The sequence below is a fragment of the Candidatus Paracaedibacteraceae bacterium genome, assembly GCA_019636055.1.
Lineage (GTDB): Bacteria > Pseudomonadota > Alphaproteobacteria > Paracaedibacterales > Paracaedibacteraceae > Paracaedibacter.
The window spans coordinates 651,501-668,720 of the sequence record JAHBYH010000001.1; the positions used below are offsets into that span (position 1 = coordinate 651,501).

Below are 17,220 nucleotides of genomic sequence, written 5' to 3' on the forward strand. Positions count from 1 at the left end.
ACATGGGAGAGGCGGTTCTTATATCGAATTCACCCTATTCAGGTTGTGCCTCATCTGGTTGAGCGCCAATATGTGGCCAAATCTGTTCTTGCAAGTACAGACCGTTATTAAGAAGTATAATCAAATTCAGGTGTTCTTGTGTTAAGTAATCTTGGCTTGCTGTTGACGGTGCTGAAACATACCATTCCGTGATGGAATCAATTTGAGGAAAAGACGGGTATTTAATTTTTGTGTCTAAGGCGAGATGTAAGGCTTTCATTAAATCTATCATAAGCTCAGCATTAGGATGAAATGCCGGTATTCTTTCTTGTAATTGATTGAGTCGCTTAATAAAGTGAGCCGGAGTACTTTCTTGAGAAAACAAAGCGTTAAGGTGATGCAATATCCCATTTACAAAATTAAGCGTAAATGTTGTGTCTTCATCTTTGTGCTTTTTGATATATTCCATGACTTTAGTTTGTGTTCGATTTAGGAATTTTTCAAAAGCTGTTAGCGGTACTGTGAAATCATAATTTGAATGCTCTCTATTATTAATCTTAACGATTTCTAGTCTTCGCAATAATGACATATTGTTATTAGCAATTCTTTTTAGGTGTAGTGTTACCAGGTTAGAAACAGACTTTTTAAAATCTTGAACATTTGCTGAGATATTAGATAATGCAGCGTCAATTATTTGTTGTATGTTAGTTGCTGTTGCATCCAGAGAATAGTTTGCTTTTGAAAGACTGTCTAGCTGTTCTGCTATAATGCCAATAGCTTCAGCTTCTATCCCATTTTCACTCAACGAATCCAATGCCAATGTTACTGAGTCAGAATACTCTTTGTGTGCGTTTTCTATGTCATCTTGAGTAGGTTGATCTGAGTAAACCTTGATGGTTCGCCCTTGTTCTAGGCCAAAGAATCTGTAGAGAGGTGGTAAAAGTTTTTCGTCACAATATTCGATGAAATCGAATGGATTATCAAATCTGATCGCCTTAGAGGTCTTAAGAATGATGGACTTCCCATCAGAAATAGTTCCTGTTTCATTTATGGTCAGAGTGTTGCTCCATGTTTTTGTTGCTAGGTCACTTGCGCCAGAAACCCATAAGGATCCATCTTTACCTTTTGCATATGCAACAATATATCCTGAGCTATTGGCGTTTCCAGGAGTGATATCTTGCCATCCGTTTGGAGTTCTGCTGTACAAAGTTAAGGATTCCAAGTCTTGTATTGACGTTTCTAATCCGTAACTAAAGGTTACCATGGTGACAAATGATAATATTTTTTTCAAAATTACTCTCCGGTTGTAAAAGGCGTTTCTTAAGGTGTTATAAACATTTGATTTTAAAAAACAAGTATTTTCTGTTTGAGTTGATCTAATTTGACTTTTAACCGTTGGATTTAGCACAACTGTGAGTTATCCTAGCTATAGTTTAGATACAACGGGACAAAGAGAGTTTCAAATGACCTTAGCTAATTTGCCTAGATGGGATTTAACGGATTTTTATAAAAATACACAAGATCCAACTATTCAACGGGATTTAAATACTACCAAAGACAAGGTCTCTAAATTTGTTGAGAACTATGCTGGGAAATTAACGTCTGGTCAAAGTATTTTGTCTGCTATTAAGGACTATGAAGTTATTGAGGATTTAATGGCAAAGCTCATGAGTTATGCTTTTCTAAATTCAACAACTCAGTTGAAAGAAGCTGAGCCGCAACAATTTTTGCAGCATATCCAAGAGCAAATCACGAACCTAGCAACGCCGTTAGTATTTTTTAATTTAGAGGTATCAAAGTTGGACGATGCTGTTCTGACCCAAGGATATGCGGATATGCCGGATTTAAAACGTTATCAATCATGGCTTGATAATGTCCGTTTGTATAAAGACCATCAACTCTCTGAAGACCAAGAACGCTTAATGATGGAAAAGGCTTTAACCGGCCGTTCTGCTTGGAATCGATTGTATGATGAAACTTTGGCTGGGATTCAGTTTGATTGGCGCGGCGACAAAATTGGTATTAGTGAGATTGTTGATAAACTTAGCGATAAAGATGCTAAAATCCGTGAAGAGGCTGCTCAATCCATGAGCGCAGGGTTGAAAACACAACTTAGTATTTTTACCATGGTAACGAATGTTTTAGCTAAGGATAAGGAAATTGATGATCGTTGGCGCAAATACAGTCATGCTGTTGCTTCTCGGAATTTAGCGAATCAGGTTGAAGATGAAGTTGTTGAGGCGTTGGCTATAGCAGTAAAGGAATCTTACAAAGACTTAACGCATCGCTATTATGCCCTAAAAGCAAAGTGGTTAGGACGTGATAAGATTGAGTATTGGGATCGTAATGCCCCATTACCCTCAGCCGATGATCGCACGATTGCTTGGGATGAGGCAAAGAAAACAGTATATGAAGCATACCATCGCTTTAGTCCGGAATTGGCTGAAATTGGGCAACGTTTCTTTGATAATCCTTGGATTGATGTGCCGGCCAAACCCGGGAAGCGATCAGGGGCGTTTGCTCATCCAACAACGCCAAGTGTTCATCCGTATTTGATGCTCAATTACCAAGGTAAATTGCGGGACGTTATGACATTGGCTCATGAGTTGGGGCATGGTGTCCATCAGGTTTTAGCCTCAGATCAAGGCCCCTTGTTGGCGGATACGCCGTTAACCTTGGCAGAAACAGCATCTGTGTTTGGTGAGATGTTGACGTTCAGATCGTTGCTCGAGGGCTGTTCAACAAGAGACCAACGTCGAAATTTGATGGCGGCAAAAGTTGAGGATATGCTCAATACAGTTGTTCGACAAATTGCCTTTTTCGAATTTGAAAAACGCGTACATGACATGCGTCGTCAAAAAGAATTAACCGCGGATGACTTGGGTAATATTTGGATGGAAACCCAGAGAGAAGCTTTGGGTAATGCCGTGAATTTGGATGAGAGTATCCGCCCGTACTGGTCATATATCTCTCACTTTATTCACGCGCCATTTTATGTTTATGCTTATGCTTTTGGTGATTGCTTAGTTAATTCTTTGTATGCGGTTTATCAACAAGGGCATCCTAAATTTGCTGAGAAATATCTCGATTTATTACGGGCAGGCGGCAGTAAACGCTATCCGGAATTATTGGCACCTTTTGGTTTAGATGCAAAAGATCCAGCATTTTGGAGCCAAGGTCTTTCTATGATTTCGGGGATGATTGATGAACTGGAACAACTCTAAATAGTTAGTTTTTAACACCAAGTTCTGAGAGAAAAGCTTATAGGGAGGATCTCATTGTAATGGATGATTCAACGTTGACAGGACGTCTTAAACGTTATGCGCAAGTAACCTCAGCCATGACGGGCTTAGCGGGTCGCCTTGTGGGGGAGAAATACCTCGGTGTTGCTATTAACCGAGAAACCCACGCTGAAGACTTAAAGCGATTATTAGGGGGATTGAAAGGCCCTTTGATGAAAGTGGCACAATTTTTGGCCACTGTGCCGGGGGCACTTCCTCCTGAATACGCCGAAGAATTACTGGAATTACAATCGAATGCGCCAGCTATGGGGTGGTCGTTTGTACGGCGCCGCATGATGACGGAATTGGGGGCTGATTGGCTTTCAAAATTCAATGAATTTGACCAAAATGCAACAGCAGCAGCGTCCCTCGGGCAGGTGCATAAAGCGCAATTAACGACGGGTGAGTGGGTGGCGTGTAAATTGCAGTATCCGGATATGCAGTCGGTAATTGAAGCAGACTTAGCTCAATTGAAGTTGCTGTTTTCTGTTTACGAATCTTTTAATAATGCGTTGAAAACCGATGAGATTCAGCAAGAGATTGATGATCGCTTGCGTGAAGAGTTGGATTATGGTCGTGAAGCAAATAACCTAGATCGATTTTCTAACGTTTTTGATTGTGTTCCGTGGGTTAAAATTCCAAAGGTTTTCCGAGACTATTCAACGCAGCGCCTATTGACCATGGACTGGCTGGACGGTAAGAATGCTTTGGATTATGTATCCGCGGATCAATCAACGCGTGATGAGTTAGGTAAGAGATTGTTTCAAGCATGGTATACACCGTTATACAAGCATGGTGTTGTTCATGGGGATCCGCATCCCGGAAATTATAAGGTTCAGGATGATTTATCTTTGGTGATCTTGGATTTGGGATGTATTCGGGAATTCCCAAAAAGTTTTGTTCATGGGGTGATTGAACTCTATCGGGCCTTACAAAACAACGACCAAGCGCGTGCTGTTCATGCCTATGAGCAATGGGGTTTTCAGAACTTGACTAAGGAAGTAATCGAGATCATTACCCAATGGGCAAAGATGCTGTATGATCCTTTGTTAGATGATCGTGTGCGTCTTATACAAAATGATGTTTTGGGACAAGTTGGTTGGGAAACAGCAACCAAGGTACATGATCAACTCAGTCAAGCCGGTGGGATTCGCCCGCCGCGCGAATTTGTTTTTATGGATCGTGCTGCTGTTGGAATTGGATCTGTCTTGATGCGACTGCAGGCAAAACAAAACTGGCACCGGTTGTTCGAAGAGATGATTGCCTAGTTGATTATTATTGAGAGTCTCTGGAACAAATCCTTTGGACAACATTCTTGTTACCCTTTATACTCTGGTTAACGAATGAAAGAATAGGAATAGGCCATGACTCATTATTTATTTCAGCAAGATCCGGATCTTGCAAATTCCATACAGCAAGAGCTTGAGCGTCAACAGAATCAGATCGAATTGATTGCCTCTGAAAACATCGTTTCCGATGCGGTTCTTGAGGCGCAAGGGTCAATTTTAACCAATAAATATGCCGAAGGGTATGCCGGACGTCGCTATTATGGTGGGTGTGAGTTTGTGGATATTGCTGAAAATCTTGCCATCGACCGTCTAAAGAAATTATTTAATTGCGGGTTTGCCAACGTGCAACCTCATTCAGGAGCGCAAGCTAACCAAGCTGCTTTTATGGCGTTGATTAAGCCTGGCGATACAATTCTGGGGATGTCTTTGGATGCGGGTGGGCATTTGACGCATGGCTGTCCTGTTAACCAGTCTGGCAAGTGGTTCCATGCCATTAATTACGGGGTTCATGCGGACACGCACTTGATCGATTATGATGAGGTGGCACGTTTGGCAGATGAACATAAACCAAAACTAATTATTGCGGGTGGGTCTGCTTATCCGCGAATTATCGACTTTGCTCGATTCCGTGAGATTGCCGATTCAGTCGGTGCTTATCTTATGGTTGATATGGCGCACTTTGCTGGACTGGTTGCCGGTGGTGTTTACCCAAGTCCGTTGCCTCATGCTCATATTGTAACATCAACCACCCATAAAACCTTGCGTGGTCCGCGGGGGGGGATTGTGCTAACGAATCATGAAGATATTGCGAAAAAAATAAACTCAGCGGTATTCCCCGGATTGCAGGGTGGTCCGTTAATGCACGTTATTGCCGCCAAAGCTGTTGCCTTTGGTGAAGCCTTAAAGCCTGAGTTCCAAGAGTATGCAGCTCGCGTTGTGCAAAATTCTAAGGCTTTGGCTGACACGCTTGTGCTCCATGGGTTTAATCTTGTGTCCGGTGGAACGGATTCTCATTTAATGTTGGTGGATCTAACGCCAAAAGGTGTGAATGGTAAAGATACGTGTAACGCGCTAGAGCATGTCAATATCACCTGTAACAAGAATGGTATTCCGGGGGATCCATTGCCACCGACTATTACGTCTGGAATTCGCTTAGGGTCACCTGCTGCGACCAGTCGCGGCTTTGGCGAGGCAGAGTTTATACAAATCGGTCATTGGATTGCGGAAGTGTGTGATCATTTGTCAGCTGGTAAGGCTTCTCCTGATTTCATTAAGAATGATGTTGTTGCCCTGTGCCAGGGATTTCCGATCTATAAAAGTTTGAGGTATGTTTAATGCGCTGCCCCTTCTGCAGTCACAGTGATACAGCTGTTAAAGACTCACGGAACACAGACGATTTATCCGCCATTCGTCGCCGTCGATTTTGTCAAGAATGCGGAAGCCGTTTTACAACGTTCGAACGGATTCAACTCCGAGATCTCGTCGTGATTAAAAAAGATGGGAATCGTGTACCGTTTGACCGAGATAAATTAGCACGATCCATTGTAATGGCATTGCATAAACGTGCTGTCCCTGCTGAAAGGATTGAGCGCGTTATCTCGAGTATTGTGCGCCAACTTGAGACAAGTGGTGATGGTGAAATCGCAACTAAGGACATTGGGTCCATTGTCATGGAAGCCTTAATCAATTTAGATACGGTGGCCTATGTGCGTTTTGCCAGTATTTATCACGAATTCAACGAGGTTTCTGATTTTATCGATTTTATCTCCCAAATGAAAAATTCTGCTAAGAATGTACAAGAAGCCTTATGAGTCAACCACCCTTATTTACAATTAAAGACCTAAAATTAACTTTTGGCGGGAAGCCTTTGTTCGAGGGGCTTTCTTTGCAAATATGCCCGCGGGATCGGATTTGTCTTGTGGGACGCAATGGATGCGGTAAGTCAACATTACTGAAAGTTATTGCGGGGCTGATCGAATCTGATGATGGCGATTTTTTTACGCAACCGGGGACTAAAATTTCATATTTGCCACAGGATGCAGAGCTACCATCATCGATAACCATGCGCCAACACTTGATGGATGAGACAGGGTGTGCTGCATTCGAAGCTGAATCATGGTTGGGGCAAGTGCAACTCGATCCGGATCAAACTATGGAACGGTTGTCAGGGGGCGAAAAGCGTCGACTTTTGATCGCCCGATCTATGGTTAGTGAACCTGATATTGTTTTGCTTGATGAGCCAACAAACCATCTGGATATTCCTGCTATTGAGTGGTTGGAAGAAACCCTAAAGTCTTTCCGTGGCGCTATTGTTGTGATCAGCCATGATCGAAGTTTTTTAAAGCGTGTTTCTGCGCAAACATGGTGGATTGATCGAGGTGAACTGAAAGCAAATGATAAAGGCTATTCTGATTTTGATCGCTGGACAGAGGCTTTATTGCTTGAAGAAGAGCGGCAACTTGAAAAACTTAATGCAAAACTCAGATTGGAAGAAGATTGGTTGCACCGCGGTGTGACAGCCCGTCGTAAACGTAACCAAGGACGCCTACGTCAATTGATGACGATGCGGGATGAACGACGATCTCGTCTGCAAAATCGACCAAAAGCGGCGAGTCTGGGTGGTGTTTCCGGCGATGTATCGAGTAAGGTCGTCATTGAATGTCATAATTTAACTAAATTCTTTGGAGATAAATGCGTTGTCAAGGGATTCTCAACAATCATTCAACGTGGTGATCGTATTGGAATTGTTGGTGCGAATGGGGCGGGTAAGACAACCTTATTGAAATTGTTGCTCAAGCAAATTCCTGTGGACGAAGGAAAGTGTCATGTGGGTGCTAGCGTTGATCTTATTTATCTTGATCAAATGCGTGATGCTTTAGATCCGACTGAAACGCTTTGGGAAACTTTATGCCCGAATGGTGGGGATCAAGTTATGATTCAAGGAAAACCGAGGCATGTGATGGGATATCTCAAGGAATTCTTGTTCGACCCTAAGCAAGTCCGGAGCCCTGTTTCGATTTTGTCAGGGGGTGAGAAAAACCGTCTTGCCTTAGCCAAAGCCTTTACGCAACCGGGGAATCTATTGGTCTTGGATGAACCAACTAATGATCTGGATATGGATACACTCGATTTATTGCAGGAAATGCTCTATGAGTTCGAAGGGACGTTGTTGATTGTCAGCCACGATCGAGATTTCCTAGATCGACTGGTGACATCAGTGATTGCCGTTGAGGGGAACGGCGATGTCACTGAATATGCTGGTGGATATACAGATTATTTGGAAAAGCGTAAACCAAAGATTGTCACTGTTACTAAGTCGGAAAAGAAAGAGTCAGAGTTGATTCGCCCTAAAACGGAACGTAAGGTCAGCTTTAATGAAAAACATGAGTTTGATAAACTGCCCGGAATCATTGAATCCTTAGAGCATGAAATTGGTTTGATTGAGCTTAAACTGGAAGATCCGATGTTTTATCAGAATCATCCTCAAGAATTTACAACTCTGTCAGCACGTCTAGAGCAAGCAAAACACGAGTTGGAGGTAGCGGAGTTGAGGTGGTTAAAGTTATCAGAGAAAATAGAAGGGTAGTATCAATTATTAGAAATAAGTTCTATAACGAAACCCTCTTTTAACCCATTAATTTTTAATGTAGAATTAAGGGACGATAGTTTAAATTGGACGTGTTATGAGTAGTAAAATAGTTGCTTTTCTTTTCATCTTAGTAAGCTCGAATTTTGCGCAATCCAATGCGCCAATCGATATCCCTGGGAATGCCCATCCTTTGCCAGAGGTTGGTTTTGGGAGTCCAAAAGCCCTTGTTAAGGTTGTAATGTATCATTCTTTGACATGTCATCATTGTATTGATTTTAAATTAAATAAATTACCCGTCCTACAACAAAAATACATTGATTCAGGGCGCCTTTACTTTGTTCTAAAAGATTTTCCAACCGATGAGTTTTCGCTAAAATTAGCGATCATTTGTTGGATTGGTCGTGATGTTGCTAAGTATTTAGAACGTTCTCACTTAATCATGGTCAATTTTAATTTGGATAAGGATAAAACTGTCGAGTTTGATTGGGTTAACGCAGAGCACCCCACGGAAGTGATCGAAAAAATGTTGACGCCAACGGGGATAAGCTCTTCAGTTATTCAGCCTACATTTGATGACAAATCCATTGAGGATGCTATCCTCCATGATGCTCTGATAGCCGGACGTGATCTTAAATTAAATTTCGCGCCGGGTTTTACTGTTAACGGGAAGCTTGTTGATATGAAGGATCTGGATGAAGCGATTGCGGATGCACTGCAGGAGGCTTCTAAGAAAAATGTTCTGGTTGATAAACCAAAAGTTACCCATCAAAGAAATGGCTTGGGCCAATCTTTAAAAGCAGCAGCGGCGGCTTAGGTTTACCGCAATCCTAAAGCGTGCAGTTCGTCTTCAACCATCATCAAGTCTTTCCAGACAGCTGCTTTTTGTCCCGGCGATCGTAACAGATACGCAGGATGATAGGTCGCCATGGCTTTGATCGGCTTTGCTGATTTTGCCGATTGATAGGTATACCATCGTCCGCGAAGTTTGGTTATGCCTTCGTTGGTGTTCAGAATGGACTTTGTTGGTACGCCGCCCACTAAGATCAAAATTTCAGGAGCAAGCAGTTCAATGTGCCGTTTAATGAACGGTTCACATAGAGCGACCTCATGGGGGGTTGGTGTGCGATTTCCTGGTGGTCGCCACGGGATAATGTTTGAGATATAAACGTTGTCAGAACGCGTAAGGCCGATGCTGGCTAGTGCTTTGTCTAATAGCTGACCGGAAATCCCGACAAAGGGAAGGCCTTGGCGATCCTCATCGGCACCGGGGGCTTCGCCAATGACCATAACTTTTGCTTTCGGGTTACCGTCGCAAAAAACCGTATTGGCTGCAGTCATTTTAAGGTCGCATCCCTCAAAATTTAGAATTGCTTGATGCAGTTCATCGATAGAGTTGCAAGCGGCTGCAATCGCGGTTGTATTTAGAGCAGCTTTAGGTTGTGCAGGTGTAGGCGGGAGCGGATCCGGTTGTGTAAATTTCCGAGAGGTTTCACGGGCGCTAGACACAGTTTTAGGTTGTGTTTTTGTGTGATCAACGGGGGTGTCACCAATGGCAACAGTCATACCAATGTCTGTGTACCAAACTAATAAATCGTTTACAGAACTCATGATGCCTCCTTTGGCTTACTCTACCATGCTCACCAAGTTGATAAAATACATTTGTCGTTTATTTCCTCTATCTTTTCACGTACTCTAATATTAAGTGAAATCGGAGGGTTTTTTTATGTCAGAGTCAATGGATTATGATGTCGTTGTTGTTGGTGGTGGTCCGGCAGGGTTAAGTGCTGCGATTCGATTAAAACAACTGGATCCTAATGTCAGTGTTTGTTTATTGGAAAAAGGATCTGAGATTGGAGCCCATATTTTATCCGGTAACGTGTTTGAACCGCATGCTTTGAATGAATTGATCCCGAATTGGCAAGAACTTGGCGCTCCTCTTAAATTGCAGGCCAAGGAAGACCATTTCTTTTTCTTAACAGAAACATCTAAATTCCGTTTGCCTACGCCACCGCAAATGCACAATCACGGAAATTATATCATTTCATTGGGGGCTTTGTGCCGTTGGTTAGGCGAGCAAGCCACTAATTTGGGTGTTGAGATTTATCCGGGTTTTCCTGCTGCACATCTTGTTAAAGATGAATCTGGGGCGGTTGTGGGTGTTAAAACAGGGGATATGGGTGTTGATAAAGACGGTAAGCCCACAGACCAGTATCAGCCCGGCATTGAAATTTTTGCAAAACAAGTGTTGCTTGCTGAAGGATGCCGTGGCTCTTTGTCAGAACAAGTGATTAAAGATTTTGAATTGCGCCAGCCAGATTCACCGCAAACTTATGGCATCGGCTTTAAAGAGATTTGGCAAGTAGACCCGTCTAAGCATAAAGAAGGTTTAGTTGAGCATGCTATTGGTTGGCCGATGGATCATAAAACTTACGGTGGTGCCTTTATTTATCATGCCGAAAATCATCAAGTTTTTGTGGGCTATGTTATTGGTTTGGATTATCAAAATCCGTATTTGTCTCCATTCGAAGAGTTTCAACGCTTTAAATCTCATCCAAAAATCCGTGCTTTATTCGAAGATGGTAAGCGGATCGCTTACGGGGCGCGTGCGTTGAACGAAGGGGGTTGGCAAGCGGTCCCCAAACTCACGTTCCCGGGGGGGGCTTTGATTGGCTGTTCTGCGGGATTTGTTAATGTTCCTAAGATTAAAGGATCCCATACGGCAATGAAGTCAGGGATGCTCGCGGCAGAGGGTGTCATTGAATTTTTCAAGACGGGCGTTAACCCCTATGATGATTTGCTTGATGCCAGTTGGATTGCCGATGAGCTTAAAGCGGTTCGTAATATCCGCCCCGGTTTTAAGTGGGGATTGATTCCAGGTTTGGTCAATGCTGCATTTGAAACCTACATTACCCGTGGTAAATCGCCATGGACATTGTCCAATCACAAAGATAATGAGTCTTTGACGTTGGCAGCTCAATCCCAGAAAATTAATTATCCAAAGGCTGATGGTAAGATTACATTTGATCGACTTAGTTCCGTTTATCTGTGTAATACTAGCCATGATGAAAATCAGCCGAGTCATCTAAAGTTGCGTCAACCTGATATTGCAATTAGTCACAACTATAAGCTCTATGATTCGCCTGAACACCGTTATTGTCCTGCGGGTGTTTATGAAGTTGTGACGGCGGGTGCGGAACCGTATTTGCAAATTAATGCTGCCAATTGTATTCATTGTAAAACCTGCGATATCAAAGACCCATTACAGAATATTGAGTGGACGACGCCAGAAGGGGGCTCTGGTCCTAATTATGGAGGGATGTAGCCGATGGCGATCAAGACGATCAAGGCTCATGCCAAAGTGAATTTGATGTTGCATGTCACGGAAAAGTTGCCTAATGGGTATCATTCCTTGCAATCTGTGTTTGCTTTTACAGATCTCGTTGATGAAATTTCTTTAGAGGAATCCAAGGTAGCAAATATTTCTTATCAAGGGGAATTTTCCGGTACGATTGACGTTGGTCAGGATTCAGTAACAAAAGCTCTTGCTTGGTATTTTGCTCATACAGGGCTACCTCCTCGTCATTATAATGTGAAGGTTCAAAAAAATATCCCAATAGCAGCAGGCTTAGGTGGGGGGACCAGTGATGCGGCGGCTATCTTAGCGTGGTTGTATCGGCAAGATTTTATGTCTTCTCTTGAGGCGGCTAAATGGAATTTTGTCAAAGCTAGCGGTGTTTTAGGGGCTGATGTGCCGGTAAGTTTAGCCTTTCATTTGGGACTAGGGAAAATTTTCTGGGTCGAAGGGAGCGGTCAAGAGGGGGAAATCACACCCCTTACGCCTAAAAATCTATCACGACAGGTCGTGCTTGTTAATTCTGGGGTTCGCTTGTCAACAGCTGATGTTTTTGCGAAACTTAGTGGGCGATATGATGAAAGAATATCTGCTCCTGACATTTTAACGGATCAGTTTATGCAATCAACCCGTAATATTCTTCAGGCAGCAGCTTTGCCCCTTTGTCCTGATATTCCCAAGATCTTTATGCTCTTTATGCTCAATACATCGTGCAAGTATTTTCGAATGTCTGGTACTGGGGCTACGTGTTTTTCTATGTTTCGTAATAAAAGCATGGCGCAGGCTATGGCCGATAAAATTGCTTCAAATAACCGGGGATGGTGGGTCAAAAGGACCGATATTTATGTCTAATGTTGCAAAAACTCTACAGGTATCGAAAATCTTATTAGGATTTTCTCAAAATAATTTTGTTTGTTTTAAAGTTTTGTTAACCTGAAGATGGTTTAATAAACTAGTAATTAACCTATTTTTAGAGGCTTATAGTTATGCGTAACAAGTTACTTTCTGCTATCGCTCTCGGTGTTCTACTTGCCGGTTGTGAATGCTCACCTGAATCAATGGAAGCAGGTTCTGCTCCAGTTCCAGGTTCTGCTGATGATTTCAAAGCAAACGTAAAAGATCGCGTTTTCTTTGCATTCAACAAGCACAATATCTCTGCTGAATCCGATCGCGTATTGGAAGCTCAAGCAGCTTGGTTCAAAACCTATCCAAACACATCAGCAACAGTCGAAGGACATGCTGACGCTCGCGGAACACGCGAATACAACTTGGCTCTAGGTAAGCGTCGTGCGCATGCAGCAATGCATGGTCTAGGTAAGCACGGTGTTGAGAAGAAGCGTCTCAGGACAATTTCTTACGGTAAAGATAAGCCATTTGTTGCTGATGCTCAAACCGAAGACGCACACGCTCAAAACCGCGTTGCAGTTACAGTTGTTAACTAAAGTTAGCACCGGTAAACAAAAAGCCCTGCATATGCAGGGCTTTTTTTATTTGTCATCCTATTTATAGCTAGTTCATTTGAGTTTAGAAGTTCATCACATCGTCGCCCCTTGTCCTTTATCGAAAAATTAGCTGTAACGACTATTAATACTAACGTGAGCTCGATATAAGAAAGTCTATCAAGCAATAGAATCCGTCATTCCCGGCTAGAAATTCTCGGTTTTCAAAGAAACCCGCTAAGAATTTCTTGATCGGGAATCTAGGCAACCATAAAACAAACATAGATCTTCAATCACTCAAAGCTGGGGTTTTCTAGCGATACCCCCCTAGCTTTGCTCGTCAGAGATGATGAGCCTGTCTGATCTTTCTTATGTCGAACTGACGTTAATACTACGATGGATCCAAAACAAACTCACACAAATCACGAACGGGACATATCGTGCACTGAGGTTTTTGCGCTTTGCAGATATAACGCCCATGCAGTATCAACCAGTGATGGGCATGTTGACGAAATTCAGCAGGGATGACCTTTTCCAATTGCAATTCAACAGCCAAAGGGGTCTTTCCCTTAACCAAGCCTAGACGATTGGATACGCGGAAAATATGTGTGTCAACGGCAATCGTTGGTTCACCAAAAGCAACATTCAGAACAACGTTGGCTGTTTTGCGACCAACACCAGGGAGTTTTTCAAGAGCTTCACGGGTACGGGGGATTTCACCTTGATGGTCGCGCACAAGGATCTCAGCTGCGGCTATAATATTCTTAGCTTTGGTGTTGAATAGGCCAATTGTTTTGATATAGCTTTTTAATTTTTCTTCACCCAAGCCCAGCATTTTTTGTGGAGTATCAACAATGGCAAATAAATCTTTGGTTGCCTTGTTAACGCCAATGTCTGTCGCTTGCGCTGACAAGGCTACGGCAACAAGCAGCGTATACGAATTGGTGTAATTTAGCTCTGTTTGGGGATGAGGGTTGGCCGAGTGAAATCGTGAGAAAAGTTCGTATGTTTTTTCAGGGGACATGGCTATGATCGATATAGTTTTTTGTATCTTAATCAGAAAGAAAAGAGATGTCTAGCCTGTTGCAATCAATATTGTTGATTTCCGTTATTGTGCCACCTTTTTAGGATGATGTGTCGTATAGTAGTCCTGAACATGCCAGCGAATAGTTTTTATCAGACCCTCTTTTAAGAAGGTGGTTGGACGCCAGCCAAGTTCATGTTGGATTTTTGAACTATCGGTGCCATGACGATAATGATTAGAGCAATCTTTTGCTTGTGTTATTAATGTGCGATAGGCTTGTCGTGCAGGATAATACTGATCCATGAGGTCACAAATATGATGTATTAGGTCAACATTTCGTTGTTCGCAATCTCCGCCAATCATATAAGTATTGCCGATTTTACCTTTTTCCAGAATAGCTAATAAAGCATCGACATGATCATCAATATATAACCAATCACGGATATTTTGGTCATTTCCATCGACGAGAATAGGTTTGTGTTCTAAGCAATGGCGTACAATGGTTGGAACTTGTTTTTCATGATGTTGAAATGGACCATAATTATGACCACTATGACTGATTGTAATGGGGAGGTCATAGGTTTTGTGCCAAGCACGAACAAGGTGATCAGAAGCTGCCTTCGACGCGGCGTAGGGTGAATAGGGGGCATAATTTGATGTTTCTGACAATAAACGATCACCAGTTATCCTGCCAAAGACTTCATCTGTTGAGACATGGTGCAGTTGTAAATGCGGAACATGTTTTTGCCATAACTCAAGGCTTGCTGTCAGTAAATTATAGGTTCCAATAATATTGCTATGAATAAAAGGATCGGGTTGCTTTATAACGTTATCTGTAGGGGTGTCGGCTGCAAGGTGAATGATTGCATCGGGTCGATACATATCGAGAGTGTGTTGGATTGCTTGAAAATCAGCAAGATCTGCTTTGATATGATGGTGTCGCGGGTTTTTATTGAATTCCATTAGGGACTTTAAAGAGGCAGTATATGCTAATTTATCAAAATTGATAATTTCTGTTTTTGGAAGGCGGAGCAGGCGTCGGATTAAAGAGGATCCAATAAATCCACATCCACCTGTAATCAGATAACGTTTTGTTGTTTTAAACATTTAGGTAAACTCCGGACAGTATCATATATATCCAGAATAAAAATGTTTTATTTAATTTTTAGTAAAGCAGTAATCCTTAATCGGTCAACAGCCGTTTGAAAAACTCTATTGATCGCCAATTTCTGTGACGAGCGATCGGATTTCTTCGTTTGACATTGTTTGAACTCGATCAAAGCCAAGCCCTTCGAGTTTTTTATACCACACCTTATTTTTGTAATGATCTTTATAGATATCAGGCAAAATCAGGAGAAGTAAACCGTTGTAATGGGGGAAAGCTCCTGTGATAAACTCAAACGGCGTTAACCATTTGCAATCACCTTCACCTGCTTCTGGAATAAGCGGTGGGCGTTCTAAGAGAAGCCCTTCTTTTAGGACAAAAGTTACAAAATCAAAGGGGCCATCTTTTGTCACAAAGATGGGGGCAAGCTGCTCCTCAAGAATCAAAACACCCGTTTCTTCTTTTGTCTCTCGCGTTGCTGCCATAAAGGACGTATCGCCTATTTCCAGTTTGCCACCAGGTAGACCAAATTCAGTGCGTCGATCTTTACGAGAACATCCAAGAATCATCCCTGACTTATCCATGATAAAAATACCTGAAGCCATTTTCTGAGCGGTATTTTGTCGGCTCTGTTCTGCTATGGATGTTAGTTCCTGATATGAGACGGGGTTTGCAGATTCCGTATCACTGGCAAGAAATGATGCTAAAGCTAAATATCTGACGAATTTTTTCATTGTTATCCTAATACACGTTTGAAAATAACATTAACGTTTTGGCGATAATAGGCGAGATCAAAGATTTTGTCTAGATCTTGTGGACTCAATTTATCTGTGATTTCTTTAACGCTTCTGACTTCATCCCTAAAGTCTTTACCGGAATCAAGAGCTACATGAGCCGTTTTTTGAATGATTCGGTATGCTTGATCTCGCTGTATCCCTTTATCAACAAGGCGAAGCATAAGCTGCTGCGAGAAAAATACATATTTTGACTTATTAATGTTTTTTTGCATGCGAATCATTTGCTTTAAAGTGACTAGATCTAGCCAGCCTGTATCACGCGTTCGACCTGTAACGGCGCCAAATTCGTGACCAATTTCGCGAATTTTTTCACCGGTTGCATCGTTCAAAAGTGTCGGAAAGGGGCCGTTGCCAACGCGGGTTGTATAGGCTTTGACCAAACCCAAGACAAGATTATTTTTAAGGCGTATGCCGAGACCTGAATCTGCAGCTGTTGCCAACGTGTTAGAGCTGGTAACAAACGGATAGGTTCCGTGGCTGATGTCTAGCCATACACTTTGAGCTCCTTCGATAAGGATTTTTTTGCCTTGTTCCTGAAGTTTTGCGATCTCTGTTGCAACATCAGCAACAAACGGGGCAACTTTCGGGGATATCTCTTTGAGATAGTTGATGACGTCTGATTTCTCAATTTCCGGCTCACTAAAACCTCGACGTAAGGCATTGTGATAACTTAATAGTTTGTCGACTTTTTCTTCCAGCGCAGCAAGATTTTCCGGGTGGTCAAGGGCAACGAGGTCGCCGGCTCGAATGGCGCGACGTCCGGCCTTATCTTCATAGCTTGGCCCAATGCCTTTTTTTGTCGTGTTGAGATTATTAACTTTCTCAGCAATCAGTTCAATTTCTTTGTGAAGGGGGAGGATAAGCGGTGCATTGGCTGTAATTTTAAGGTTTCTTGGTGAAATCTCAGCGCCGGCGTCCTGAAGTTTTGCTATTTCTTTTAAGAATGCTTCTGGGTTAATGGTTGTACCTGCGCCTAAAAAACAGGTAACATTCTTATGAAAAATACCTGATGGGATTAAGCTTAGTTTGTGTTTAACGCCATTGATAACAAGGGTGCGGCCTGCATTGTCCCCGCCATTGAAACGGCACACGGCCGCTGGGTTGCGATTAGCAAGAAGATCGGTGATTTTTCCTTTTGATTCATCCCCGAATTGGGCACCAATGACTGTTACGGTCTGGGCTTGTGTCGCGCTAAATGCCGGAGTCAAGGTGCTGGTTATTGATAAAAGAGAAATGCCTAAGAGAACTTTTTTCATCTGAAATCTCGCGTTTAAATTTGGACACATTTTCCGTTGTAACAATGTGTTTAATTTAAGGCAATATTATTGTTTTGTTGTTATAGTGTTGTTTTTTAAGATATAATAG

Annotated in this window: 15 protein-coding genes; 9 read left to right on the forward strand and 6 right to left on the reverse strand. The window is 42.4% G+C overall.

Features of this window, described 5'->3' with window-relative positions; genetic code table 11:
• Nucleotides 1-34: 34 nt before the first annotated feature.
• Nucleotides 35-1,270, reverse strand: a complete 1,236-nt coding sequence (locus KF820_03110; protein MBX3457333.1) for a hypothetical protein — start codon at nt 1,268-1,270, stop codon at nt 35-37.
• A 172-nt stretch (nt 1,271-1,442) separates the two neighbouring features.
• On the opposite strand from KF820_03110, the gene KF820_03115 reads away from it, so the two are divergent.
• The 6 genes from KF820_03115 (at nt 1,443) to KF820_03140 (ending at nt 8,952) form a co-directional block, all read left to right on the forward strand.
• Nucleotides 1,443-3,203 (forward strand): M3 family oligoendopeptidase, encoded by a 1,761-nt coding sequence (locus tag KF820_03115; protein ID MBX3457334.1) that lies wholly within the window; start codon nt 1,443-1,445, stop codon nt 3,201-3,203.
• A gap of 59 nt (nt 3,204-3,262) precedes the next feature.
• The gene (locus KF820_03120) at nt 3,263-4,528 is read left to right on the forward strand and encodes an AarF/ABC1/UbiB kinase family protein (GenBank protein MBX3457335.1); all 1,266 of its coding nucleotides are present in this window, start codon (nt 3,263-3,265) and stop codon (nt 4,526-4,528) included.
• 96 nt (nt 4,529-4,624) lie between these two features.
• Nucleotides 4,625-5,884 carry a serine hydroxymethyltransferase gene (locus KF820_03125; GenBank protein MBX3457336.1) on the forward strand — a complete coding sequence of 420 codons (1,260 nt, stop codon included), beginning with the start codon at nt 4,625-4,627 and terminating at the stop codon, nt 5,882-5,884.
• On the forward strand, nt 5,884-6,360 hold the full coding sequence (gene nrdR / locus KF820_03130) for a transcriptional regulator NrdR (protein ID MBX3457337.1): 477 nt from the start codon (nt 5,884-5,886) through the stop codon (nt 6,358-6,360). The genes KF820_03125 and nrdR overlap by 1 nt, the downstream gene beginning before the upstream one ends.
• Entirely contained in the window at nt 6,357-8,135 is a 1,779-nt protein-coding gene (locus KF820_03135) for an ATP-binding cassette domain-containing protein (GenBank protein ID MBX3457338.1), read from the forward strand. The genes nrdR and KF820_03135 overlap by 4 nt, the downstream gene beginning before the upstream one ends.
• A gap of 97 nt (nt 8,136-8,232) precedes the next feature.
• Nucleotides 8,233-8,952 carry a thioredoxin domain-containing protein gene (locus tag KF820_03140; protein ID MBX3457339.1) on the forward strand — a complete coding sequence of 240 codons (720 nt, stop codon included), beginning with the start codon at nt 8,233-8,235 and terminating at the stop codon, nt 8,950-8,952.
• A gap of 2 nt (nt 8,953-8,954) precedes the next feature.
• On the opposite strand, the gene KF820_03145 is transcribed toward KF820_03140, so the two are convergent.
• Nucleotides 8,955-9,746, reverse strand: coding sequence for a uracil-DNA glycosylase (locus KF820_03145; GenBank protein ID MBX3457340.1), 792 nt, complete (start codon nt 9,744-9,746; stop codon nt 8,955-8,957).
• Between the two features lie 115 nt (nt 9,747-9,861).
• Between KF820_03145 and KF820_03150 the strand changes: the two genes are divergently transcribed.
• From KF820_03150 to KF820_03160, 3 genes are all read left to right on the forward strand, one after another.
• Nucleotides 9,862-11,460: an electron transfer flavoprotein-ubiquinone oxidoreductase gene (locus KF820_03150; protein MBX3457341.1), complete on the forward strand. Its 1,599-nt coding sequence runs from the start codon at nt 9,862-9,864 to the stop codon at nt 11,458-11,460.
• A gap of 3 nt (nt 11,461-11,463) precedes the next feature.
• Nucleotides 11,464-12,342: a 4-(cytidine 5'-diphospho)-2-C-methyl-D-erythritol kinase gene (locus KF820_03155; GenBank protein ID MBX3457342.1), complete on the forward strand. Its 879-nt coding sequence runs from the start codon at nt 11,464-11,466 to the stop codon at nt 12,340-12,342.
• Nucleotides 12,343-12,476: 134 nt separating this feature from the next.
• Nucleotides 12,477-12,932, forward strand: coding sequence for an OmpA family protein (locus KF820_03160; GenBank protein MBX3457343.1), 456 nt, complete (start codon nt 12,477-12,479; stop codon nt 12,930-12,932).
• A 388-nt stretch (nt 12,933-13,320) separates the two neighbouring features.
• Here the strand turns inward: KF820_03160 and nth are convergent, their stop codons facing one another.
• The 4 genes from nth to KF820_03180 form a co-directional block, all read right to left on the reverse strand.
• On the reverse strand, nt 13,321-13,953 hold the full coding sequence (gene nth, locus KF820_03165) for an endonuclease III (GenBank protein MBX3457344.1): 633 nt from the start codon (nt 13,951-13,953) through the stop codon (nt 13,321-13,323).
• An 84-nt stretch (nt 13,954-14,037) separates the two neighbouring features.
• Entirely contained in the window at nt 14,038-15,060 is a 1,023-nt protein-coding gene (locus KF820_03170; GenBank protein MBX3457345.1) for a GDP-mannose 4,6-dehydratase, read from the reverse strand.
• A 105-nt stretch (nt 15,061-15,165) separates the two neighbouring features.
• A complete protein-coding gene (locus tag KF820_03175; GenBank protein MBX3457346.1) occupies nt 15,166-15,792 on the reverse strand; it encodes an NUDIX hydrolase in 627 nt (208 codons plus the stop codon).
• 2 nt (nt 15,793-15,794) lie between these two features.
• Nucleotides 15,795-17,111: an adenylosuccinate synthetase gene (locus KF820_03180; GenBank protein MBX3457347.1), complete on the reverse strand. Its 1,317-nt coding sequence runs from the start codon at nt 17,109-17,111 to the stop codon at nt 15,795-15,797.
• Nucleotides 17,112-17,220 lie beyond the last annotated feature (109 nt).